Annotated in this window: 17 protein-coding genes; 7 read left to right on the forward strand and 10 right to left on the reverse strand. The window is 66.1% G+C overall.

Annotated elements, in window-relative coordinates; genetic code table 11:
* Positions 1-1370: IS66 family transposase (tnpC, locus tag AC25ND_RS07335; RefSeq protein ID WP_486976205.1), on the forward strand; the 1370-nt coding region annotated here is incomplete at its 5' end.
* A gap of 30 nt (positions 1371-1400) precedes the next feature.
* Here the strand turns inward: tnpC and AC25ND_RS07340 are convergent.
* Positions 1401-3644 (reverse strand): T6SS effector BTH_I2691 family protein, encoded by a 2244-nt coding sequence (locus AC25ND_RS07340; RefSeq protein ID WP_486976206.1) that lies wholly within the window; start codon positions 3642-3644, stop codon positions 1401-1403.
* A gap of 231 nt (positions 3645-3875) precedes the next feature.
* Here AC25ND_RS07340 and AC25ND_RS07345 point away from each other — a divergent pair, with 231 nt between their 5' ends.
* Positions 3876-4091, forward strand: a complete 216-nt coding sequence (locus tag AC25ND_RS07345) for a hypothetical protein (RefSeq protein WP_069017350.1) — start codon at positions 3876-3878, stop codon at positions 4089-4091.
* A 36-nt stretch (positions 4092-4127) separates the two neighbouring features.
* Here AC25ND_RS07345 and AC25ND_RS07350 read toward each other — a convergent pair whose 3' ends face one another.
* The 5 genes from AC25ND_RS07350 to AC25ND_RS07370 form a co-directional block, all read right to left on the reverse strand.
* On the reverse strand, positions 4128-4760 hold the full coding sequence (locus tag AC25ND_RS07350) for a LysE family translocator (protein WP_182325016.1): 633 nt from the start codon (positions 4758-4760) through the stop codon (positions 4128-4130).
* A 277-nt stretch (positions 4761-5037) separates the two neighbouring features.
* On the reverse strand, positions 5038-6045 hold the full coding sequence (locus tag AC25ND_RS07355; RefSeq protein ID WP_062360838.1) for an aldo/keto reductase: 1008 nt from the start codon (positions 6043-6045) through the stop codon (positions 5038-5040).
* A 94-nt stretch (positions 6046-6139) separates the two neighbouring features.
* Positions 6140-6571: a hypothetical protein gene (locus AC25ND_RS07360; RefSeq protein WP_232853860.1), complete on the reverse strand. Its 432-nt coding sequence runs from the start codon at positions 6569-6571 to the stop codon at positions 6140-6142.
* Entirely contained in the window at positions 6568-7410 is an 843-nt protein-coding gene (locus tag AC25ND_RS07365; RefSeq protein WP_241412870.1) for a hypothetical protein, read from the reverse strand. Before AC25ND_RS07365 ends, AC25ND_RS07360 begins: the two co-directional genes overlap by 4 nt.
* A gap of 88 nt (positions 7411-7498) precedes the next feature.
* The gene (locus AC25ND_RS07370) at positions 7499-9031 is read right to left on the reverse strand and encodes an FAD-dependent oxidoreductase (RefSeq protein ID WP_288520563.1); all 1533 of its coding nucleotides are present in this window, start codon (positions 9029-9031) and stop codon (positions 7499-7501) included.
* A 182-nt stretch (positions 9032-9213) separates the two neighbouring features.
* Here AC25ND_RS07370 and AC25ND_RS07375 point away from each other — a divergent pair, with 182 nt between their 5' ends.
* The 3 genes from AC25ND_RS07375 to AC25ND_RS07385 are packed head-to-tail and all read left to right on the forward strand — an operon-like array spanning position 9214 to position 14900.
* A complete protein-coding gene (locus AC25ND_RS07375; protein WP_486976207.1) occupies positions 9214-10353 on the forward strand; it encodes a MexC family multidrug efflux RND transporter periplasmic adaptor subunit in 1140 nt (379 codons plus the stop codon).
* A 15-nt stretch (positions 10354-10368) separates the two neighbouring features.
* A complete protein-coding gene (locus AC25ND_RS07380; protein ID WP_288520559.1) occupies positions 10369-13497 on the forward strand; it encodes an efflux RND transporter permease subunit in 3129 nt (1042 codons plus the stop codon).
* Complete coding sequence (locus AC25ND_RS07385) at positions 13497-14900, forward strand: efflux transporter outer membrane subunit (RefSeq protein ID WP_186597104.1); 1404 nt, start codon at positions 13497-13499, stop codon at positions 14898-14900. Before AC25ND_RS07380 ends, AC25ND_RS07385 begins: the two co-directional genes overlap by 1 nt.
* A gap of 185 nt (positions 14901-15085) precedes the next feature.
* On the opposite strand, the gene mobA is transcribed toward AC25ND_RS07385, so the two are convergent.
* The 3 genes from mobA to AC25ND_RS07400 form a co-directional block, all read right to left on the reverse strand.
* Positions 15086-15661: a molybdenum cofactor guanylyltransferase MobA gene (gene mobA, locus AC25ND_RS07390; protein WP_062360830.1), complete on the reverse strand. Its 576-nt coding sequence runs from the start codon at positions 15659-15661 to the stop codon at positions 15086-15088.
* A 61-nt stretch (positions 15662-15722) separates the two neighbouring features.
* Positions 15723-18845 (reverse strand): efflux RND transporter permease subunit, encoded by a 3123-nt coding sequence (locus tag AC25ND_RS07395; protein WP_028691705.1) that lies wholly within the window; start codon positions 18843-18845, stop codon positions 15723-15725.
* 11 nt (positions 18846-18856) lie between these two features.
* Positions 18857-20032, reverse strand: coding sequence for an efflux RND transporter periplasmic adaptor subunit (locus AC25ND_RS07400; RefSeq protein ID WP_028691704.1), 1176 nt, complete (start codon positions 20030-20032; stop codon positions 18857-18859).
* A gap of 158 nt (positions 20033-20190) precedes the next feature.
* On the opposite strand from AC25ND_RS07400, the gene AC25ND_RS07405 reads away from it, so the two are divergent.
* Both AC25ND_RS07405 and AC25ND_RS07410 read left to right on the forward strand, forming a co-directional pair.
* Positions 20191-20892: a response regulator gene (locus tag AC25ND_RS07405; protein WP_062360827.1), complete on the forward strand. Its 702-nt coding sequence runs from the start codon at positions 20191-20193 to the stop codon at positions 20890-20892.
* Between the two features lie 6 nt (positions 20893-20898).
* Positions 20899-22197: an ATP-binding protein gene (locus tag AC25ND_RS07410; RefSeq protein ID WP_088851525.1), complete on the forward strand. Its 1299-nt coding sequence runs from the start codon at positions 20899-20901 to the stop codon at positions 22195-22197.
* Here AC25ND_RS07410 and AC25ND_RS07415 read toward each other — a convergent pair.
* On the reverse strand, positions 22172-23263 hold the full coding sequence (locus AC25ND_RS07415; protein WP_028691701.1) for a GGDEF domain-containing protein: 1092 nt from the start codon (positions 23261-23263) through the stop codon (positions 22172-22174). The two genes, AC25ND_RS07410 and AC25ND_RS07415, sit on opposite strands and share 26 nt — an antisense overlap.
* Positions 23264-23318: the final 55 nt, after the last annotated feature.

The following is a 23318-nucleotide window of genomic DNA, read 5'->3' on the forward strand; positions in this document are numbered from 1 at the left end:
CCATCGACCCCAACACGCCGCAACTGGCGATGTTCAACGAGGCAGAGAGCGAGCCTCTGTTGACGGTGGAGACGCCGGATGAAGAAGTCGTCACACCAGCGCCACGCCGGGGAAAACGCAAGCCACTCTCGGCTGATCTGCCGCGTATCGAAGTCATCCACGAACTGCCTGAACACGGACTGACCTGTGCATGCGGTTGCCGCAAGCATGAGATCGGTGAGGAAATCAGCGAGCAGCTGGATATCGTGCCGATGCAGATCCGCGTGCTCAAACATGTCCGTAAGGTCTACGGCTGCCGGGGATGTGAAGTTGCCCCGATCACGGCAGACAAACCGGCTCAACTGATCGAGAAGAGCATGGCCAGCCCGAGCGTGTTGGCGATGTTGCTGACCACCAAGTATGTCGATGGCTTGCCGCTGCACCGTTTTGAAAGTGTCCTGAGCCGGCACGGGATCGACATTCCACGTCAGACACTGGCGCGCTGGATCATCCAATGCAGCGAACATGTCCAGCCGCTGCTGAATTTGATGCGTGAGCGATTGCTGGAAAGTCCGGTCATCCATTGCGATGAAACCCGTGTCCAGGTACTGAAAGAACCGGATCGAGATCCGACCAGCCAATCCTGGATGTGGGTGCAAGTCAGCGGACCGCCTGACCGAAAAATCGTGCTGTTCGACTACAGCTCCAGTCGGGCGCAGGAAGTTCCGTTGCGCCTGCTGGAAAGTTATCGCGGGTATGTCATGACGGACGATTACGCCGGCTATAACGCGTTGGCGCTGCAGCCTGGCGTGGAACGGTTGGCGTGCATGGCGCATGCCCGGCGCAAATTCGTCGACGCTCAGAAAGTGCAGCCTAAAGGCAAAACCGGACGGGCCGATGTCGCACTGGCAATGATCAACAAGCTGTATGGCATCGAGCGCGAACTGAAAGACGCCAGTGACGAGCAGCGTTATGTAGCGCGACAGGCGCAAAGCCTGCCAGTCCTGACCCAGTTGAAAAGTTGGTTGGACAAGGCCCAATCCCAAGTGACGCCGCAAAGCGTGCTGGGCAAGGCCGTGAATTATCTGGCGAATAACTGGAGCCGGTTGGTGCGTTACGTCGAGGCTGGTTATCTACCAATCGACAACAATCTGGCTGAGCGCTCGATCAAGCCGTTTGTCATCGGTCGCAAGGCCTGGCTGTTCAGCGACACGCCCAAAGGCGCCACGGCCAGTGCCCAGATCTACAGCTTGGTCGAGACTGCAAAGATCAACGGCCAAGAGCCTTATACGTGGCTGCGCCACGTACTGGAGCGACTGCCCCACGCGCAGTCTGTAGCAGACTATGAAGCGCTACTGCCGTGGAACTGCTCGCCGGAGATGCCACGATAACTGCGACTTCCTATTCTCGGTAGGTGGGGTTCATGGATCGCTTACCATTGATTTGGATCTGATTTTTGCTTCTTCGGCATCTGAAATGTCCCACGCAATACTGACAACGCCCCCCACCGTCGCCAACGCCGCCCCCCATAGCCGATAGCGCCCCAGGCTGATGTCCGCTCCCCGCGCAATCGCGCTGTTCCGCTCGACGCCCAGCAGGGTCTGTTCCGTCCCCACTGCCAGTAGCTCGAATCCCGCTGCCGCACTGGCCAATCCTGCGGCCACCACCTCGCTCCAGAAACGCCGGTCCTTGTCATCCCGCTGCCCCTGCAACAGGAGCAGTCCCGCCTCCAGCAGGAGCAGGCCACTGGCCAGCCGAAGCCGATAGAACGAATGAGCATGAGCGCCCTGCAACGTCTCCACATAGGCGCGATCAAGGCGTCGGACCATGGGGGCCGCCACCCGTCCTCGCGAGGGGGTGTCACCCTCGAGTGCGTGTTCACTCAGGCGCAGGTTGAGTGCTTGCTCGCCCAGCGAGGCGATGAGGTAGGTGCCCAGGCGCCGGTACAGCAGGCGATCCATGTTGCCGGGGGCGCCGGCCTGCAGGCTCTGGCGCCCCAGTTGACCCAGCCAGGCCAAGGCCCCGGCGGTGTTGAGGGCGCTGTGCTGGGCCAGCTGGTCGAGGTGGCCGTCCACCCGGCTGAACTGCGAGGCGAGTTCCTTGGCGTACTTGAGCGAGGTGTCCACCTGCTGCCAGTGATCGTATTCCGGCGGCAGTGCTTGCAGTGCCTGACGTGTCTGCTCCAGCACCTCGGCAATGGCGCGCTGGTTGAAGACGAAGGAACGCAGGGCCAGGTTGTCGGGCGTCAGCGTGTCGGCATGCCACCACTGGGCGAGCAGCCGCGCCCCGGCTGGCACGCCCTCCATGCCGACCACGCTGAGCCCGGTCTGGTGAGCGAAGCACAGGCCGCTGCGCAGGTCGTTCTCGTCGTAGTAGGCCAGGGCCGCGAGCAGCTGCTCAGATTGCAGCCAGACGAGATGGTCGTCGGCCCGCACGTCGGCCAGGCGCTGCGCTTCGAGTCCGTGGGATTCGAACCAGGCCAGCTGGTCATGCATGGCCTTGAGGTCGACGTGTGGCAGGTAACGCGTTTCGAACTGCCGGGCGAACTCGCCGTTGTTCGCCCGGGCCTCAAGGTCCTGGCGCCTGAGTGCGCCTGCGGTATCGAGAATGCCTTCCTTGGCCTGCGCCCACCAGGCGGCCATCTGCGGGTTGGCGCCCTGGTCGGCACCGGCGAGGTGGGCGCGCATGGCCTCTTTGTGACGGTCGACCAGCGCGGCGACCTTGCGCTCACTGAATTGCTGATGCAGTTCGGTGAAGGCCTGGGCGACCAGCACCTTGCGCTCGTTGCTGGGGCCGGGTTCTCCCGCGACCGACTCCGTGGCTTCCAGCCAATCCTTCAGGTGTTCCATGCCCGCGTTGCGCCAGGCATTGAGTTGCTGGGTGATGCCGATGGCATCTTCCACCACCACCGCGATACCACGGGCTTCGGGTTTGCCGGCAACCGGGCCCAGCATGTACCGGGCTGCCGTCAGCGAGTGGACGCTGGTTTCACTGAACAGCTGGTTGTCCAGCAGCTTGCGCAATGAGCTGTCGGTTTGCGCAGCGAAATCGGCGACCAGGTCCAGTTGGTCATGGCGCAGCACATAGGGCCTGGGCGTCGGGCAGCCAAGGCCGGTGAAAGCGGCGACATCCACGGCCGGCAGCCTGTCGCGTCGACGCAGCAGTTGCTGCTGGGCCGCTTCGGTCAACGGGTCGGGGCTGTAGAACAGGCGCAGCTCGGCCAGGTCTTCGAGGTCATGGACGTTGAACGCCAAGGCCGTATTGCGAATCATGTCGCGCAGGGTGTGGACATCTGTGGCGTCCGGCTCGGACTGCCCGGGGGCAACCAGCGATAAAGAACCGTTCGCCGCAATGCGATAGGGCGGGTGCAGGCTGTGCTGCCCGCTGCGCTTGCGTTTCTCCATGACGTACAGGAAGCCTTGGCGCAATGGCCGAATGGCATAGTCGGCCTGCTGGAGCGTGGCAACACTGTAGGGATGGCGCAGGTGATCGGGCAGGGTTGGCAAGCGCAGGCGCTGGCCGGTAGTGCCGGCAACGGCCGCATAGCGCAGGGGCAGGATGGTGAAGGTGCGCGTGCAATGGACGGCGGGCCCGCTGGCGAAGGGGGCCTCCAGGGCCTCGCAGGCTTGCCGATTGATTTCGAGCAGTTTGTTGAAGTCGAACATCCGATGTCCTCAGCGAAGCTGTTCATGCAGGCGTGTTAGCACCGAGCCCGTGGCTGTTGCAGCCAGCCACGGGCGACGTTACGCAGACCTGAAACACTAGCGAGGAACGGATTCTGGGTGGTCGACAGGGCTTCCCAAGTCCGCGTAGGACGTTTCTCTGATTTTCCCTTTCAGGGCTATTTGGCAGCATTCGCTTACAGTTCTTGGGAGAAACTGCCTGAGGATGCCCCCATGCCGAAGCCCGCGAGCAGATCGACCCCCGCATCGCCAGCCTTGCCGACCGGCGTGGTCCGCACCTGGTCCCGGGTCAGGGCGCTGATCCACCATGCCGGGCTGCTCAATGCCAGTCTCAAGGGCGACACCCGCCGGGCCATCGAACTGTATGAGGACGAGTGGCTCGACGAGCAGGCATTCATCGCGCTGGTGCTCAACCTGGGGCAGTCCTGAATCACCACCCAGGCCTTGCGAGGGAGCAGTCGAGCGTTACACCGCCCGGGTGTTGACCAGGCGCACGCCCAGGCCGATGAACAGCGCGCCGGTGGCACGCTTGAACCAGGCGGCCAGGGGCGAAGCCTTCAGGCGCAGGCCGAAGCGCCAGGCGGTGAAACAGTAGAAGGAATGCACCAGGCAGACGATCAGTGCGCCGCTCAGGTACATCGCCGCGAACTGGCCGAAGATCGGCCGCCCAGGCTCGAGGAACTGCGGCAGGAAGGCGCAGAAGAACACCAGGGTCTTGGGATTGCTCACCGAGACCAGGAAGGCCTCCACGGCGATCCGCCATTGCGTCTGGGGTGGCGTCGCGACCACCTGGGCCGCCGGGGCGGCGGGGCCTCCTTTACCCAGCAACTGGCGCAGGCCGAGGTAGATCAGGTAGCTGGCGCCGGCCAGCTTCAGCACCAGGAACGCCGTGGGCAGCGAGATCAGCAGGGCGCCCACACCCATGGCCACGGCGGTGATCGTCAGCAGTTGCGCGGTGAGGTTGCCGAACAGGGTCATGCCCATGCCGGAGGGGCCGTAGCGCAGGGCGTTGCGCACCGTCAGCAGGACGTTGGGGCCGGGGATCAGCGAGGTGAGCAGGTAGGCGAAGGAGAAGGTCAGCCAGAGGTGCAGGGCCATGGGGGCGCGTCCTTTGCGCGGGGAAAGTCGAACAATGCCAGCAATCGGGGCGGGCTGCCATGGGTACTACGCCAACCTGGAGCGGCCTTGCCGAGGCGTCGGACCGGTCGGAAAGGGCTGCGCAGCAGCCCCGGGATTTCAGCATTGTTGCAAAGATCGCCGGGGCCGCTTTGCGTCCCTTTCGCGACGCAAGGCCGCTCAGAGAGATCACGCCAGTTGAGAAATCTCCGCAAGACAATTGATCCCACGCTCTACGCCCCAGACTCAGACCTAGACGTCAGCGCGGTAGGCGCCCGCTGACGAAGTGCGCCACATCGTTGAACCCGGGTGTCGAGGCATGGCCCGGCGTCACCAGAGAGTCGATGAACGCTTCGTCCTCCGCCGTGATCTTCACTGCCAGCGCGCCGGCATAGGTGTCCCACTGCGCCTCGGTGCGCGGCCCGACGATGGCCGAGCTGACCAGGCGGTTGTTCAGCACCCAGGCGATGGCGAACTCGACGATGCCCACGCCCTTGGCCTCGGTGTAGGCATGGATCTTCTGGGCGATGGCCAGCGACTCCTGGCGCCATTCCACCTCCATGATGCGCTTGTCCTGGCGGCCGGCGCGGCTGCCTTGGTCCGGGGTCGAGCCGGGCGCGTACTTGCCGCTGAGCACGCCGCGGGCCAGCGGGCTGAACGGCACAACGCCCAGGCCATGATAGGCGGCGGCGGTCAGTTGCTCGGGCTCGGCCTGGCGGTTGACGATGTTGTACAGCGGCTGGCTGACCACAGGCTTGGCCACGCCGAGCTTCTCTGCCAGGTTGCAGATCTCGGCGATGCGCCAGCCACGGAAGTTGGATACGCCCCAGTAGCGGATCTTGCCCTGGGCCAGCAGGTCGCCGATGGCGCGCACGGTCTCTTCCAGCGGTACGGTGTGGTCCTCGCGGTGCAGGTAGTAAATGTCCAGGTAGTCGGTGCCCAGGCGTGTGAGGCTGGCCTCGATGGCGTTGAACAGGTGCTTGCGCGACAGGCCGCTGCGGTTGGGCACGCCATCGACCGGGCCGTAGCCAGCCTTGGAGGCGATGATCCAGTCGTGGCGGTTGCGCGCCACCGCCTCGCCGACGATCTCCTCGGAACGGCCGCCATTGTAGACGTCGGCGGTGTCGACGAAATTGATGCCCTGGTCCCAGGCCTTGTCGATGATGCGCAGCGAGTCTTCGGTGCTGGTCTGCTCACCGAACATCATGCTGCCCAGGGTGAGGGCCGAGACGTGCAGGCCGGAGCGGCCGAGGGGGCGGTAGATCATTGCGAGTCATCCTTTCCTTACAGTGTGGGTGAACTTGTTTTACACAGTTCACCTCGGTATTGAAAGCTCGCGGTGGCCAAGGCAAGGCGTGCGCTCAGGGCGTCGGCAGGCCGAGCAGTTCACGCCTTGTCTCCAGGGCAATGGTTGCATAACCCTTGCCGGTACCCCGGTTGCGCAACCCATGGTCATGCTGGGCCGTCACGTCTTCCCAGCATTCGATCGACAGCAGCTGGCAGTAACTGCTGTCGGTCTCGAGCTCGAAGTCTATGAAGCGTTCGGTATCGGTCAACAGACTGCCCGTCAGGCTGGCCATGCCGGGGAAGTCGAACTCAAGGTCCAGCAGCAGGGAGCGTGTCCAGTCGATCCCGTGGCTTTCGGCGACGCGTAGCAGGGCAGGCGGTACCTCACGGGTGAGCCAGGGGCGTGCCGACTCTCTGATGCGATGGGCAGTGAGCAGGTTCTGCTCCTGCACATTGAGTTGTCGTTTCCTGAGCAACCGCTGGATATCCAGGGAGCGCGAGTTCATCCGTCGGCCCCGCTGCGGCCGAGGGCCTGCAGAAAGTCCTGTTCGCCGTCTGCCTGCCACCAAGGGATGCGAACCTGGCCGCCTTGTTGCCGAAGTTGGCGCAGCAACGACAGCAGGGCGTCGATTCGAGGCGCATCCCAGTCAGGCCCCATGCGATAGTCCAGTGTCAGGCCGTGCTTGCAGACCATCACGCCCAGGTCAGGGAGGGGCTGGCCATCGATGTTGATACCCTTCGCCAGTACATGAAACGGTTCGACGACACCGTCACTGACACGTGAGGCATCCTGTGGGCCGGTAAAGGGCGTTTCGCACCCGCTTGCCTTGTCCCATAAGCTGCCGCAGCCCACCCTCGCACCGAGGGTGAACAGGCGTGCGAATGCGCTCGGCATGTCCGCGCTCCGGGCAAAGTAGAGCTCGATTTCCGGCAGTGTACCGTCGTCATGGCTGAAGTAGCCTGCCAAGGGGTGCGCTTGTGGCGTCTCTACATGCAATACCAGTTCGATCGAGTCTTCACGTAACCCCGCAAGTTTTTCGCTCTGAATTCTGCTGATGACGAATCGTGAGCCAGGGCGAGTTTCGGCAGGCATGGAAAAACCGTTGGCCAGCCGCTGTCTGAGCGCTTCGGTGAAGGTGATTTGAAGCATGTCTTCATTCAGTGCCAGGAACGCCTCTCGCCGATCACAGGAAACTCGCAACATCGTGCAGGTTCCCGTGGCAGAGCGAAGCGCGAGTTGCGCGTGGCTGCCAGGTCGGCATCGGCGCATTGTCCGTGCCAGGTTGTTGAATGCCTGGGTACTGGCAAAGAGGTGGGCCTGGTGTTCGTGCCAGTCGAAGTGCACTGGATCAATCTCCCTGCGCTGGGGCGAGTCTGCGGTGTACTGTACGATGAGGAGCGCGCGGTTGCCACTGTCCGGGCAACGCCAGGTCTCAATCCGGCCAGGCATCGATCAGGTCACGCGCCTCGCGGCTCGACAGCGGCCGTTTCAGCCGCTGCGACAGCACCGACATGGCCCGCGCGTGGCCCTTGGCGATTACCGCCTCGACCTGGTCGTCCAGGCACTGCAGGGCGATGAAGTCGCCCTGTTCCGGGGTGCCGACGTATTCGATGCGGTTCCAGCCGCTGGCATGCCCGAGCACTTCGTAGGTGCGGCCGTGCTGGTAGGTCCAGAAGAACGGCACGTCGTCGTAGCGGCGGCGCTCGCCGAGCATGTTGGCGGCGGCGATCACCCCATGCTGCTGGGCCAGGCGCCAGTGCTCGATGCGTACCGGGCGGCCGGCCAGAGGGAAAGTGGCGATATCGCCGGCCGCCCACAGGCCGTCGGCGGCCTGCAGATGGGCGTCCACTGTCAGTGAACGGTCCTCGGCCAGGGGGAGGTTTTGCAGATAACCGGTGGCCGGGCTGACGCCGGTGCCGAGCAGTACCAGCGGGGTTTCCAGGCGCTCGCCAGTGGCCAGCAACACGGCCTCGACCCGCTCCCGGCCTTCGAAGCCGCTGACCTCGGTCGGCCCGTGGAATACCACGCCCTTGCGCTCGTGCAGCTCGCGCAGGCTCTGGCCGATGCGCTCGCCCAGCTGTCGGGCCAGCGGGATGGCGTGGCGCGTGACCACATGCACCTGTAGGCCGTACTTGCGCAGGGCGCTGGCAGCCTCCAGGCCGATGAACCCATCGCCGACGATCACCACCGGCTGGCCTGGTTCGGCCAGGTCGAGCAGTTGCGCTGCATCCGTGCGCGAGCGCAGCACGCAGATACCGGGCAACTGCACGCCGGGGAGTTCGGGGCGTCTGGGTTTGCCGCCGGTGGCCAGCAGGGCGGCGTCGTATTTCAGCTTCTGGCCGTCGGCCAGGGTGAGCACGCGCTTGTCGGCATCCAGGGCGCGCACCTTGCCGTGCAAACGCTGCAGCTGGCCACGGCGCAGGGCGTCCGGGGCCAGCAGGGTCGGCACTTCGTCCACCGGCATCTGCCCGGCGATGACGAACTTGCTCAGGGCGGTGCGATCGTAGGCGTTCGGCTGTTCCTGGTCGATCCACAGCAGGCGCCCGTCAAAGCCATGCTCAAGCAGGGTGGCGATGGCGGCCGAGCCGGCGGCGCCGGCGCCCACCACGACGAAGGTGCGGGCGTCGCTGTGGCGCGGTGCCTCGGTTTCGGGCAGTGGCTGGTCGTCGACCCAGACCTGGCCATCCCTGAGCTGCACGGCATGGCGGCGCAGGCCGGTCAGGGCCGGCGGTTCGCACACCGCGCCCACGCCCACGGCGAAGGCGGCCTTGTGCCAGGGGCAGATCAGCAGCCCAGCACAGACCGCGCCTTGTTCGAGGGGCGCGCCCTCATGCGGGCAGTTGGCCTGGTAGGCCATCACCAACTCGCCCTGGCGCACCAGGATGATCTCCTCGGTGCCGGCCTGGACGCGCAGGGGGCGGTGTTCCTCGAGCTGGTCGAGGCTGGCCACGGCGTGCAGGGTCATGGCGGATCTCCTCAGGCGTTGTGTTTCATTTGACGCCCTCCATGGGCCAGGACTGCGACGAGCCGACGATCGGAGGTGGTCATTACAGCTTTTCACAAAAACTTCAAATGAGACAAAATTGACTCAAATCGAATATGTAAGTACCATTCGCGCCAAATTTAGTTAACGGCTCGGGTGAGTTCATGAGCAATTTGCGTGCAATAGGAATGGCCAGCTGGCTGGCAGTGGCTGTGGCCCTGGCCGGCTGCGGGGCGGCCGACGAACAGCAGGCCGGCGCTGAAACGGCCTTTCCGGTGGAAATCGTGACCGTGGCCGCCGAGCCACTGGCCCTGGCCTCGACCTTGCCAGGTCGGGTCGAGCCGATGCGGGTGGCCGAGGTACGTGCCCGGGTGGCCGGTATCGTCCTGCACAAGCGTTTCGAGGAAGGTGCCGACGTCAAGGCCGGCGATGTCCTGTTCCAGATCGACCCGGCGCCGTTCAAGGCGGCCCTGGCCCGCGCCGAGGCCGACCTGGCCCGGGCCCAGGCCGTGCAGCAGGAAGCCCAGGCGCGGGTAAAACGCTATGAGCCGCTGGTGAAGATCGAAGCGGTCAGCCAGCAGGACTTCGACAGCGCCACCGCCGAGCTGCGCAGCGCCCAGGCCGCCGTGCGTTCGGCCCAGGCCGACGTGCACACCGCGCGCCTGAACCTGGGCTACGCCACGGTCACCGCCCCGATTTCCGGGCGCATCGGCCGTGCCTTGGCCACCGAAGGCGCGCTGGTCGGGCAGGGCGATGCCACGCTGATGGCGCGCATCCAGCAACTCGATCCGATCTACGTCGACTTCACCCAGTCCGCCGCCGATGCCCTGCGCCTGCGCCAGGCGCTCAAGGACGGCGCGTTGGTCGGTGGCGATGACAAGGCGCTGACGGCCCAGGTAGAAGGCACCGACTACCAGCGCCAGGGCGCGCTGATGTTCACCGACGTGGCGGTCGACCGCGGCACCGGCCAGGTCTCCCTGCGCGGGCGCTTCGACAATGCCGACGGCATTCTCCTGCCGGGCATGTACGTGCGCGTGCGCACCCCCCAGGGCACCGACCAGCAGGCGATCCTGGTGCCGCAACGGGCGGTGCAGCGCGGCAGCGATGGCGAGGCGCGGGTGCTGGTGGTCGGCACCGGCAGCCTGGCCGAGGCGCGCAGCGTGCGCACCGGCGTGATGCGGGGTTCGCGCTGGCAGATCGTCGAAGGCCTGCGCGGCGGTGAGCAGGTCATCGTCGGCAGCCCTGCCGGCCTGGCCCCGGGCATGCCCGTGGTGGCGCAGGCGCAGCCGGTCGCGGCGAAATAAGGCGAGGGAGGCGAGATGTCCAAGTTCTTCATCAATCGGCCGAACTTCGCCTGGGTCGTGGCGCTGTTCATTGCCCTGGCCGGCTTGCTGGTGATCCCCGCGTTGCCGGTGGCCCAGTACCCCAGCGTGGCACCGCCACAGATTTCCATCACCGCCAGCTATCCGGGGGCTTCGGCCAAGGTGCTGGTGGAGTCGGTGACCAGCATCATCGAGGAGTCGCTCAACGGCGCCAAGGGCCTGCTGTACTACGAGTCCACCAACAACTCCAACGGCGTCGCCGAGGTGCTGGTGACCTTCGAGCCCGGCACCAAGCCGGACATGGCCCAGGTCGACGTGCAGAACCGCCTGAAGAAGGCCGAGGCGCGCATGCCCCAGGCAGTGCTGACCCAGGGTCTGAAGGTCGAGCAGGCCAGCTCCGGCTTCCTGCTGATCTACGCCCTGACCAGCAAGGCCGGCGACCGCGGCGACACCACGGCCCTGGCCGACTACGCCGCGCGCAACATCAACAATGAACTGCTGCGCGTCCCGGGCGTGGGCAAGCTGCAGTTCTTCGCCTCCGAAGCCGCCATGCGGGTCTGGGTCGATCCGCAGAAACTGGTGGGCTATGGCCTGTCCATCGACGACATCAACAATGCCATCCGTGGCCAGAACGTCCAGGTACCGGCCGGCAGCTTCGGCAGCACGCCGGGCGCCAGCGAACAGGAGCTGACCGCGACCCTGGCGGTGCAGGGCACCCTCGATACGCCCGAGGCCTTCGCCGGTATCGTCCTGCGTGCCAACCCCGACGGCTCCAGCGTGCGCCTGGGCGATGTCGCGCGCCTGGCCATCGGCAGCGAGAACTACAACCTGTCCTCGCGCCTGGACGGCCACCCGGCCGTGGCCGGTGCGGTGCAGCTGGCGCCCGGTGCCAACGCCATCCAGACCGCCACCCTGGTCAAGGAACGCCTGGCGGAGCTTGCGCAGTTCTTCCCCGAGGGCGTCGAGTACTCGGTGCCCTACGACACCTCGCGCTTCGTCGACGTGGCCATCGAGAAGGTCATCCACACCCTGATCGAAGCCATGGTGCTGGTGTTCCTGGTGATGTTCCTGTTCCTGCAGAACGTGCGCTACACCCTGATCCCGTCGATCGTGGTGCCGGTGTGCCTGCTGGGCACGCTGATGATCATGAAGCTGCTCGGCTTCTCGGTGAACATGATGACCATGTTCGGCATGGTGCTGGCCATCGGCATCCTGGTGGACGATGCCATCGTGGTGGTGGAGAACGTCGAGCGGCTGATGGCAGAGGAGGGCCTGTCGCCGGTGGACGCCACCATCAAGGCGATGGGGCAGGTGTCCGGGGCGATCATCGGTATCACCATGGTCTTGGCGGCGGTGTTCCTGCCGCTGGCGTTCATGTCAGGTTCCGTGGGGGTGATCTACCAGCAGTTCTCGGTGTCGCTGGCGGTGTCGATCCTGTTCTCCGGCTTCCTCGCCCTGACCTTCACCCCGGCGCTGTGCGCCACGCTGCTCAAGCCGGTGCCCCATGGCCACCATGAAAAGGGCGGTTTCTTCGGTGCCTTCAACCGCGCCTTCGCCCGCGTGACCGAGCGCTACTCGGTGATGAACAGCGCCCTGGTGGCCCGCGCCGGCCGCTGGATGTTGGCCTACGTCGGCATCCTGGTGGTGCTCGGTTATTCCTACCTGCGCCTGCCTGAGGCTTTCGTGCCGGCGGAAGACCTGGGCTACAGCATCGTCGACGTGCAACTGCCGCCGGGCGCCAGCCGGGTACGCACCGACCACACTGCCGAGGCACTGGAGCAGTTCCTGAGGTCCCGCGAGGCGGTGGCCAACTCGTTCATCGTCAGTGGCTTCAGCTTCTCTGGCCAGGGCGACAACGCCGCGCTGGCGTTCCCCACCTACAAGGACTGGTCCCTGCGCGGTAAGGAACAATCGGCCGAGGCGGAAACCGCCGCTATCAACGCCCAGTTCGCCGCCAACGGCGACGGTGCCATCACCGCGGTCATGCCGCCGCCGATCGACGGCCTGGGCAACTCCGGCGGTTTCGCCCTGCGCCTGATGGACCGTGGCGGCCTGGGCCGCGAAGCATTGCTGGCGGCCCGTGACCAGCTGCTGGCCCGCGCCAACGGCAACCCGGTGATCCTCTACGCGATGATGGAAGGCCTGGCCGAGGCGCCGCAACTGCGCGTGCAGATCGACCGCGAGAAGGCCCGCGCCCTGGGCGTGAGCTTCGAAACCATCAACAGCACCCTGGCCACCGCTTTCGGTTCGGCGGTGATCAACGACTTCACCAATGCCGGGCGTCAGCAGCGCGTGGTGGTGCAGGCCGAGCAGGGCGAACGCATGACCCCGGAAAGCGTGCTGCGCCTGTATGCGCCGAACGCCCAGGGCGAACAGGTGCCGTTCAGCGCCTTCGTCACCACGAAATGGGAAGAGGGCCCGGTGCAGTTGGTGCGCTACAACGGCTATCCGTCGATCCGCATCGCCGGTGACGCCGCGCCCGGCCACAGCACCGGCCAGGCAATGGCCGAGATGGAACGCCTGGTCAGCGAACTGCCGCCTGGCATCGGCTATGCCTGGACGGGCCTCTCGTACCAGGAGAAGGTCTCCAGCGGCCAGGCCACGGCCCTGTTCGCCCTGGCCATCCTGGTGGTGTTCCTGCTGCTGGTGGCACTGTACGAAAGCTGGGCGATCCCGCTGACGGTAATGCTGATCGTGCCGATCGGCGCCTTGGGCGCGGTGTGGGCGGTGATGCTCACCGGCCTGCCCAACGATGTGTACTTCAAGGTTGGCCTGATCACCATCATTGGCCTGGCGGCTAAGAACGCGATCCTGATCGTCGAGTTCGCCAAGGAGTTGTGGGAGAAGGGCTACAGCTTGAGCGACGCCGCCATCGAGGCCGCGCGCCTGCGCTTCCGCCCGATCGTGATGACCTCCATGGCCTTCATCCTCGGCGTAGTGCCGCTGGCCATCGCCACCGGCGCCGGCGCGGCCAGCCAGCGCGCCATCGGTACCGGGGTGATCGGCGGCATGCTCAGCGCCACCTTGCTGGGCGTGGTGTTCGTGCCGATCTGTTTCGTCTTCGTGCTGAAGCTGCTCAAGCGCAAGCCGGCCCCCGTGCAACACGCTATAGAGGTGACTCAGTGATGCTCATGCGCAATCTCGCAATTTCGTTCGCGCTGGCCGTTACCTTGACCGGCTGCTCCCTGGCACCGACCTACCAACGCCCCGAGGCGCCGGTGGCGGCCGAGTGGGGCGATGCCGCCGGCCATCACGGCAAGGCGGTGGAGCAGTTGGACTGGCAGGGGTTCATCGTCGACCCGTCCCTGCGCCAGCTGGTGGGTACCGCGCTGGACAACAACCGTTCGCTGCGCCAGACCCTGCTGGATATCGAGCAGGCCCGCGCGCAGTACCGTATCCAGCGTGCCGACCGGGTGCCGGGCTTAAATGCCGGGGTTTCGGGCAACCGCCAGCATTTGCCGGCGGACCTGTCGAGCAACGGTCGCGAGGGTGTCAGCAGTACATATCAGGTGGGCCTGTCGTTGCCGGAGTACGAGGTCGATCTGTTCGGTCGGGTGAAGAGCCTGAGTGACGCGGCCCTGGAACAGTACCTGGCCACTGAGGAAGTTGGCCGCGCCGCGCGCATTGCCCTGATCGCTGAGGTAAGCCAGGCCTACCTGACCCTGGACGGCGCCGAGCGGCGCCTGGCGCTGACCCGCCAGACCCTGGCCAGCCGCGAGGATTCGCTGGCCCTGGTCGGCCAGCGGCGCACTGCCGGCACGGCCACGGCGTTGGATCACCAGGAGGCGCTGGGGCTGGTCGAGCAGTCGCGGGCCGAGCTGGAAGGCATCGTGCGCGAGCAGCGCCAGGCCTACAACGCCCTGGTGCTGCTGCTGGGCAGCGCGGACGCGGCCACGGCGATCCCGGCCGAGCGTAGCGAGGCGCCGCTGGTCCTGCAGGATATCGCCCCGGGCGCGCCGTCGGCGCTGCTCGAACGGCGCCCGGACATACTCGCCGCCGAGCACCGGCTGCGGGCACGCAACGCCGACATCGGCGCGGCGCGGGCGGCGTTCTTCCCGCGGATCAGCCTGACCGGCAGCTTCGGTACTTCCAGTGCGCAGATGTCCGGGTTGTTCGACGGCGGTTCGCGCAGCTGGAGCTTCATGCCGCAGCTGTCGCTGCCGTTGTTCGACGCCGGGCGCAACAGGGCCGGCCTGAGCCTGGCCGAGGTGCGCAAGGATTCGGCGGTGGCGGCCTACGAAGGCACGATCCAGACCGCCTTCCGCGAAGTCGCCGACGCCCTGGCCGCCACCGACACCCTGCGCCGCGAGGAAGCGGCGCGCCGGGCCCTGGCCGACACCAGCCGGGCGACCGTGGCGCTGGCCAAGGCGCGCTACGAGGGCGGGGTGGACAGCCACCTGCGTTACCTGGATGCGCAGCGCAACGGCTATGTCAACGAAGCGGCGTTCATCGAGGCCAGCACCCAACGCCAGCTGGCATTGGTCGATCTGTTCCGTGCCCTGGGCGGTGGTTGGCCAGGCAAGGGCTGAAAAACTCCTTTGGTTGGGGATTCCAACCGCTTAGCCCCGGGGAGTTTTGCCCGGGGCTTTTTTTGCCTCTAAGAATGGGGTAGGCAGGGCCGACGAAATCGCGGGGCAAGCCCGCTCCCACAGAGCACGCGTATTTCTGCGGGAGTGGGCTTTCGTGGGAGCGGGCTTGCCCCGCGATCGAGGTGTTAATCCTGCAGCAGATCCGGGCTGTTGAAGTTACTCAATCGCGGGTCGTCCTCTATACACTCCAGCCCCTGGACATTCGCTTGTAGCAAGGCCTTCTGCAAACTCCGCTCACCCGCCTGCCAGGCCTGCTCCAGCAGCGGCAGCAACCGCCGTGGCAGCACATTGAACATCGGCTGCCAGTACCCGCCCTGGCGCACCATGGCCGGGCTGTCGTGGGCCACCGCCAGGGCCAGCAGGTTCTCGATCAAGGCCCGATCGATCAGCGGCGCATCGCAGGCCAGCACCACCACCCATTCATGCCGTGCCACCTTGAGCCCGCTGATGACCCCGGCCAGCGGACCAGGAAAGTCCGCATCGGCATCGTTGACGAGTTGGTCGGCATACGCCGCATAGGCCGCCTGGTTGCGGTTGCAGGAGATCACAAGATCATCGCTGAGTGCCCGCACGGCACGTTGCACATGGGCCACCAGCGGCTCGCCGCGCCAGGCCACCAGGCCCTTGTCGCGACCGCCCATGCGCTGGCCACGACCACCGGCGAGGATGAGGATGGAGCAGGGGGGGAGGGCGTCAGGCATGAAAAAGGGTTCCGGGCAGACAATGCCGGGAACCCTCCCATTTACCGCGAGGCTTGTCCAGTCAGGCCTCGTGGGTGGCTGCTTCGGTCGTCCTTGCCCGACCGCGCCCGGCCAGGCGCATCACCACGACGAAGAACACCGGCACGAACACCACGGCGAAAGTGGCGCTGAGCATGCCGCCGATCACCCCGGTGCCGATCGCCTGTTGGCTGGCCGAGCTGGCGCCGCTGGCGATGGCCAGGGGCACCACGCCGAGGATGAACGCCAGCGAGGTCATCACGATCGGGCGCAGGCGCAGGCGCGCGGCCTGAATCGCGGCGTCCACCGCGTCGTGGCCCTGGTCGACCAGGGCCTTGGCGAACTCGATGATCAGGATGGCGTTCTTCGCCGACAGGCCGATCAGGGTGATCAGGCCAACCTTGAAGTACACATCGTTGGGCATCCCGCGCAGGGTCACCGCAAGCACCGCGCCAAGCACGCCCAGGGGCACCACCAGCAGCACCGCGGTGGGGATCGACCAGCTTTCGTACAGCGCCGCCAGGCACAGGAACACCACCAGCAGCGACAGCGCCATCAGCAGCGGGGCCTGGCTGCCAGACAGACGCTCCTGCAGCGACAGGCCGGTCCATTCCAGGCCGGCGCCGGCCGGCAGCTGGGCAACCAGATGTTCGACCTCGGCCATGGCCTCGCCCGAGCTGTGGCCGGCCGCCGGCTCGCCGGAGATCGACACCGCCGGGTAGCCGTTGTAGCGGGTCAGCTGCACCGGACCGGACTGCCAGTGGGCGCTGACGAAGGCGCCGAGGGGCACCATCTTGCCGCTGTTGTTGCGCACGTGGATCTTCAGCAGGTCCTCGACCTGGCTGCGCCGGTCGCCTTCGGCCTGCACCACCACCCGCTGCATGCGGCCCTGGTTGGGGAAGTCGTTGACATAGTTGGAACCCACGGCGGTGTCCAGCACCGCGCCGATGTCGGCGAACGACACGCCCAGGGCATTGGCCTGGCGCCGATCGATTTCCAGTTCCACCTGGGGGCTTTCGGCCAGCGAGGCTTCGCGCACGTTGACCAGTACCTTGCTCTTGCGCGCCGCCTCCAGCAACTGGTCGCGGGCTTGCATGAGCGCGGTGTGCCCCATGCCGCCACGGTCCTGCAGGCGGAACTCGAAGCCGGTCGACTCGCCCAGGCCGTCCACCGGCGGTGGCAGCACCGCGTAGGCGATGGCGTCCTTGAGCTGGGTGAAGGCCAGGGTGGCGCGGTCGGCGATGGACTGCGCGCTGTCGTCGCCACCGCGTTCGGACCAGTCCTTGAGCGTGGTAAAGGCCAGCGCCGCGTTCTGGCCGCTGCCGGAGAAGCTGAAGCCGAGGATCAGCGTGGTGTTGGCCACGCCCGGTTCTTCGGCGTTGTGCGCCTCGATCTGCCGGGCCACTTCGATGGTGCGCGCCTGGCTGGCGCCTGGCGGCAGCTGGATATCGGTGATGGTGTAGCCCTGGTCCTCGGTGGGCAGGAAGGCGGTGGGCAACTGGCTGAAGCCGTAGCCGAGCACAGCCAGCAGCACGGCATACACCAGCAGGTAGCGGCCGCTGCGGGCCAGGGCGTGGGTCACCCAGCGCTGGTAGCCGTTGCTCATGCCCTCGAAGCGGCGGTTGAACCAGCCGAAGAAACCCTTGCGCTCATGGTGCTCGCCCTTTTCCAAGGGCTTGAGCAGGGTGGCGCACAGGGCCGGGGTCAGGCTCAGGGCGAGGAACGCCGAGAACAGGATCGACACCGCCATCGACACCGAGAACTGCTGGTAGATCACGCCCACCGAGCCTTTCATGAAGGCCATCGGCAGGAACACCGCCACCAGCACCAGGGTGATGCCGACGATGGCGCCACTGATCTGGCCCATGGCCTTGCGTGTGGCTTCCTTGGGCGGCAGGCCTTCCTCGGCCATGATCCGCTCGACGTTCTCTACCACGACGATGGCGTCGTCGACCAGGATGCCGATCGCCAGCACCATGCCGAACAGGGTCAGCACGTTGATCGAGAAGCCCAGCGCGTTCATCACCGCGAAGGTGCCCATCAGCGCCACCGGCACCACCAGGGTCGGGATCAGGGTGTAGCGGAAGTTCTGCAGGAACAGGAACATCACCGCGAACACCAGCACCATGGCCTCGACAAGGGTGTTGATCACCTGCTTGATCGAGACCTTGACGAACGGCGAGGTGTCGTAGGGGATGTCGTATTTCACCCCGGCCGGGAAGTAGCGCGCCAGCTCGTCGAGCTTCTGCTTGACCAGGCCCGCGGTTTCCATGGCGTTGGCGCCGGGCGACAGCTTGACGCTGAAGGCGCTGGTGGCCTTGCCGTTCAGGCGCGTGCCGTACTGGTACTCCTGGGCGCCGATCTCGACCCGGGCGACATCGCCGACGGTGACGGTCGAGCCGTCGGTGTTGGCGCGCAGGACGATGGCGGCGAATTCCTCGGGGGTGCTCAGCTGGCCCTTGACCACCACGTTGGCGGTGATCTCCTGGGTCGGCCGGCTGGGCAGGTCACCGATGCTGCCGGGGGCGACCTGGGCGTTCTGCGCGGCGATGGCCTCGGCCACGTCGTTGGGCGTGAGGTTGAAGCCGACCAGCTTGGCCGGGTCGATCCAGATGCGCATGGCCCGCTCCGAGCCGTACAGCTGCGCCTTGCCGACGCCCTTGATGCGGCGGATCTCGTTCATCACGTTGCGCGCGAGGATGTCCGACAGGGCAATCTCGTCGAGGTTGCCGTCCTCGGAGGTGAGGGTGGCCAGCAGCAGGAAGCCGGTGGACACTTTCTCAACCTGCAGGCCTTGCTGAGTCACCGGGCGCGGCAGGCGCGACTCGATCACCTTGAGGCGGTTCTGCACATCGACCTGGGCCATGTCCGGATTGGTGCCGGGCTGGAAACTGGCGGTGATGGTGGCGTTGCCCAGGCTGCTCTGCGACTCGAAGTAGAGCAGGTTGTCGGCACCGTTGAGCTCCTGCTCGATGATGCTGACCACGCTCTCGTCCATGGTCGCCGCCGAGGCGCCCGGGTAGACGGCGTAGATTTCCACCTGCGGCGGCGCCACGTCGGGGTACTGGGCCACCGGCAACTGCGGGATGGCCAGGGCGCCGACCAGGAGGATGAAGAGGGCGACCACCCAGGCGAATACCGGGCGGTCGATGAAGAACTGCGGCATGGATCAGGCCCTCATTGGCCGGTGTGTTGGGCGACCGCGGAGGCGCCCGGTTGCTCGTCGACCTGGACCTGGTCGCCGGCCTTGACGTGTTGCAGGCCCTCGACCACCACGCGATCACCCGGGGCCAGACCCTCGCTGATGATCCAGCGATCACCCTGGGCGCTGCCCAAAACCACCTGGCGTTCGCTGATGCGCTTCTGCGGGTCGACCAGCAGCACCTTGGGCACGCCGGCGCTGTCGCGCAGGATCGCCCGTTGCGGCACGCTGATGCCCTGGGGCTGCACCGCCTGGTCCAGGCGCACGCGCACGTAGCTGCCCGGCAGCAGGTCGAGGTCGGGGTTGGGGAACTCGCTGCGCAGGGTGATCTGGTTGGTGCTCGGGTCGACACTGATGTCCGAGAACAGCAGCTTGCCGGCCAGCGGGTAGGCGCTGCCGTCGTCCTGGATCAGCGTGGCCTTGACCTGGTCCTGGCCGACCTGGCGCAGTTCGCCGGCGCGCAAGGCGCGGCGCAGGGCATTGAGCTCGCGGGTCGACTGGGTGACGTCGGCGTGAATCGGGTTCAACTGCTGGATGGTGGCCAGCGGCGTGGTTTCGTTCTGTCCGACCAGCGCGCCCTCGGTCACCAGGGCGCGGCCGATGCGCCCGGAGATCGGCGCGGTGACGGTGGCGTAGCCCAGGTTCAGGCGCGCCCGTTCCAGCGCCGCCTTGGCTTCGCCGACCGCGGCGTCTGCCTGGAGGAAGGCGGCGCGGGCGTTGTCGTACTCCTGGCGGCTGACCGCCTTGTCGTCGACCAGCTCGCGGTAACGCTGTTCCTGCAGGCGGGCCTGGTACAGGGTTGCCTCGGCCTTGGCCAGGGTGGCGCGGGCGCTGTCGAAGTCGGCCTTGAATGGCGCCGGGTCGATCAGGAACAAGACGTCGCCCTGCTTGACGTCGCTGCCTTCGCGGTACACCCGCTTGAGCACCACGCCGGCTACCCGGGCGCGCACCTCGGCGGTACGCGGCGCGAGGAGGCGGCCGCTGAGTTCCGTGCTGATCGCCAGTGGCTGCACGGCCAGGGTCTCGACCCGGACCTGGGAAGGCGGGGCCTGTTCTTCCTGTTCGGCGGCGTCGTTGCAACCGGCCAGGGAAAGGGTGATCAGCGCCAGCAGCGCCAAGGGGCGCAGGCGCGAAGGGCAGGGAATGGACATACGGATCTTCCAGGTTTGATCCAGCGTATGCTAAAGCAGCCGTTCGGGTGGCGGCTGTTAAGCTGTGTTGGGCGTGTGTGAAAAAGTGTGAACAATCGGCGGTGGCCCGCGCGGGATTCTATATCCTGCCTTACTTCAATCTTTCGTCAAATCCCCTTATGCCGAACATTCTCCTGGTCGAAGACGACAGCGCGTTGTCCGAACTGATCGCCAGCTACCTGCAACGCAACGATTTCCATGTCCGGGTGATTGCCCGCGGCGACCATGTGCTGGACGAGTTCCGCCGCCAGAAACCGGACCTGGTGATCCTCGACCTGATGCTGCCGGGCCTCGACGGCCTGCAGGTGTGCCGCCTGCTGCGCCAGGAGAGCCAGGGCCTGCCGATCCTCATGCTGACCGCCCGTGACGACAGCCACGACCAGGTGCTGGGGCTGGAAATGGGCGCCGACGACTATGTCACCAAACCGTGCGAACCCCGGGTGCTGCTGGCCAGGGTGCGTACCCTGCTGCGCCGCAGCAGCGTCAACGAGCCGCGCCTGGACAGCGACCTGATCCAGGTCGGTGGCCTGCGCATCGACCTGGCCGAGCGCACGGTCAGCTGGCGCGGCGAGGAGGTGGAACTGTCCAGCGGCGAGTACAACCTGCTGGTGGTGCTGGCGCGCAACGCCGGCGAGGTGATGAGCCGCGACCGTATCCTGCAGCAGTTGCGCGGCATCGAGTTCAACGGCACCGACCGTTCGGTGGACGTGGCCATCTCCAAGCTGCGCCGACGCTTCGACGACAGCGCCGGCGAAGCACGCAAGATCAAGACCGTGTGGGGCAAGGGGTATCTGTTCAGCCGGGTCGAGTGGGAGTACTGACAGGCCATGCTCAAGATCCTGGTGCGGCTTTACCTGGTGATCATCGTCGCCTATGCCGGGGCGATCGCGCTGATCCCCGACACCATCGTCGGGTTGTTCCATGAGCGCTTCATGGCCTACAACCTCGAGCAGGCCAAGGGCGTGCAGACCCTGATCGTGCGCCAGTTCCAGCAGGCGCCGCAGGAGCAGTGGCCGGCAGTGGAAAAAGACCTGGCCGAGGTGTTCAAACCTTTGCAAGTGCGCCTGTTGCGCATGGACGATGCCGACTTGAGCAGCGAGGAGAAAGCCCGGCTCGAACATGGCCTGTACGCGGTGCGCATGGCCGACTGGGGCTACTACGAAACGGTGCTGGCGCCGCTGGATTCGCAATGGCTGGTGCGCCTGCATTCGCCGGACGACCCGCTGGACATCAACGTGCTGTCCTGGGGCGTGACCGTGCTGATCGGCGCGGCCATGCTTGGCTGCCTGCTGTTGTGGGTGTGGCCGCACTGGCGCGACCTCGAACGGCTGAAGGACACTGCCCGGCGCCTGGGGCGCGGCGAGATGTCCGAGCGCACGCATATCTCGCCTCGCTCGAACATCGGTGAACTGGCCGGGGTGTTCGACACCATGGCCAGCGATCTCGAACGCCACGTTAACCAGCAGCGCGAACTGCTCAACGCGGTTTCCCACGAGCTGCGCACGCCCTTGACCCGCCTGGACTTCGGCCTGGTGCTGCTGTTCGACGAGGTGCCGCCGGCCAGCCGCAAACGCCTGCTGGGGTTGGTGGGCCATGTGCGCGAACTGGACGAACTGGTGCTTGAACTGCTCTCCTACAGCCGCCTGGACAGCGTCGACCAGGCCCGCGAGCGGGTCGAGGTGTCGTTGCTGGAACTGGTGGACAGCGTGCTCGGCAGCTTCGCCGAGGAGCTCGACAACCGTGGCATCCGTTGGGAGGTGCGCTGCGAAACCGACCTGCCGCGTTTCGTCCTCGACCCGCGGCTGACCGCCCGCGCCGTGCAGAACCTGGTGCGCAACGCCATGCGCTACTGCGATGAAAGCCTGCTGCTGCGCCTGCGCCGGGAAGAGGACGGCGCTTGCCTGGTGACCGTGGAAGACGACGGCATCGGCATCCCAACCGAGGAGCGTGAGCGGATCTTCCAGCCGTTCTATCGCCTGGACCGCAGCCGTGACCGTAATACCGGCGGGTTCGGGCTGGGGCTGGCGATCAGCCGGCGGGCCATCGAAGGGCAGGGCGGCACGCTGACCGTGGCGCAGTCGGCGCTGGGCGGGGCGCAGTTCAGGATTCGTTTGCCAGCCGGGTAGTCCACAGGACGAAGCGGTCCTTGCCGGTGTGCTTGGCCTCGTACAATGCCTGGTCCGCCCTGATCAGCGCCAGGCTCAGGGTATCGCCGCTGTCGATCCGGGCCAGGCCGATGCTGATGGTCACCGGGTGCGCAGACAGGTCCTCGCGCACTCTCTGGCACAGCGCGGCGACCTGCTGCTCGGCGCTGGCTTCGTCCAGCCCCTGGAAGAAGATCGCGAATTCCTCGCCGCCCAGCCGGGCGATCTCGTAGCCGATCATCGCTGCCTTGATATGCGCTGCCACGCGCTTGAGCACCTCGTCGCCGATGTCATGGCCGAAGCGGTCGTTGACCTGCTTGAAATTGTCGATGTCGATCATCGCCAGGAACTGTCCGGCATCCGCCTGGCGCAGCTGCTTTCCGGCCTTGGCCATGAACGAGCGGCGGTTGGGGATTTCGGTCAGGGCGTCGATGTAGGCCTGTTCCAGCAGCACGTTGGTCAGGTAGAAATTGTGCAGCTTGGCCTGGCGGATGCGCAGGTAGCTGTAGGTCACCAGGCCGCTGAGGAATACCCCGTAGCTGATCAGCATCGCGCCCTCAAGCTCCAGGGCCTCGATACGCGTGTGGAAGAACGGGTTGAGCATGAGCCAGGTGATGCCCAGGGCGCAGAAGAACGACCAGCGCCGCACCGGCAGCAGCGAGACGGCGTAGAGCACCGTCGAGACTCCGAGCACCAGCCACACCGGGCGCAGAACGATCGGAATGCCCTCGATCACCAGGCGCATGGCCAGGGTGATCACCGCCACGAACAACAGGTTGAGCACGTCGAAATGCTGGCTCTTGCGGGTGAAGCCCAGGACCACGCAGAGGCTGCACAACAGGGCGATGAACACCCCCGACAGCCAGGTGAAACCCTGGCCGCCAAGGTAGCTGACGATCAGGTCGAAGATCAGCCAGATGGCGATGCCGATGCAGAAGATCAGCAGGCAGAAGCGGCGCATGGCCTCGAATTCGTGCTGGCGGAACTCGGCGCGCAGGGCGGCGGGGGCGACCTGTTGGCGAATGTGGGCTTCGAGGGTCTTGTACATGGAGGCGATGATGGCCTTGAAATTGTTGTCTGTTATGCCTTCCAGGGCTGTGAGG

It is taken from the genome of Pseudomonas sp. P110(2024), assembly GCF_057480795.1.

Excerpts from the sequence above, each read along its gene's own strand:
- AC25ND_RS07385 (WP_186597104.1), top strand. The coding sequence starts at position 13,497 with ATGCTCATGCGCAATCTCGCAATTTCGTTCGCGCTGGCCGTTACCTTG.
- mobA (WP_062360830.1), bottom strand. The coding sequence starts at position 15,661 with ATGCCTGACGCCCTCCCCCCCTGCTCCATCCTCATCCTCGCCGGTGGT.
- AC25ND_RS07345 (WP_069017350.1), top strand. The coding sequence starts at position 3,876 with ATGCCGAAGCCCGCGAGCAGATCGACCCCCGCATCGCCAGCCTTGCCG.
- AC25ND_RS07410 (WP_088851525.1), top strand. The coding sequence starts at position 20,899 with ATGCTCAAGATCCTGGTGCGGCTTTACCTGGTGATCATCGTCGCCTAT.
- AC25ND_RS07380 (WP_288520559.1), top strand. The coding sequence starts at position 10,369 with ATGTCCAAGTTCTTCATCAATCGGCCGAACTTCGCCTGGGTCGTGGCG.
- AC25ND_RS07400 (WP_028691704.1), bottom strand. The coding sequence starts at position 20,032 with ATGTCCATTCCCTGCCCTTCGCGCCTGCGCCCCTTGGCGCTGCTGGCG.
- AC25ND_RS07350 (WP_182325016.1), bottom strand. The coding sequence starts at position 4,760 with ATGGCCCTGCACCTCTGGCTGACCTTCTCCTTCGCCTACCTGCTCACC.
- AC25ND_RS07375 (WP_486976207.1), top strand. The coding sequence starts at position 9,214 with ATGAGCAATTTGCGTGCAATAGGAATGGCCAGCTGGCTGGCAGTGGCT.
- AC25ND_RS07395 (WP_028691705.1), bottom strand. The coding sequence starts at position 18,845 with ATGCCGCAGTTCTTCATCGACCGCCCGGTATTCGCCTGGGTGGTCGCC.
- AC25ND_RS07415 (WP_028691701.1), bottom strand. The coding sequence starts at position 23,263 with ATGTACAAGACCCTCGAAGCCCACATTCGCCAACAGGTCGCCCCCGCC.
- AC25ND_RS07360 (WP_232853860.1), bottom strand. The coding sequence starts at position 6,571 with ATGAACTCGCGCTCCCTGGATATCCAGCGGTTGCTCAGGAAACGACAA.
- AC25ND_RS07370 (WP_288520563.1), bottom strand. The coding sequence starts at position 9,031 with ATGACCCTGCACGCCGTGGCCAGCCTCGACCAGCTCGAGGAACACCGC.
- AC25ND_RS07405 (WP_062360827.1), top strand. The coding sequence starts at position 20,191 with ATGCCGAACATTCTCCTGGTCGAAGACGACAGCGCGTTGTCCGAACTG.
- AC25ND_RS07355 (WP_062360838.1), bottom strand. The coding sequence starts at position 6,045 with ATGATCTACCGCCCCCTCGGCCGCTCCGGCCTGCACGTCTCGGCCCTC.
- AC25ND_RS07340 (WP_486976206.1), bottom strand. The coding sequence starts at position 3,644 with ATGTTCGACTTCAACAAACTGCTCGAAATCAATCGGCAAGCCTGCGAG.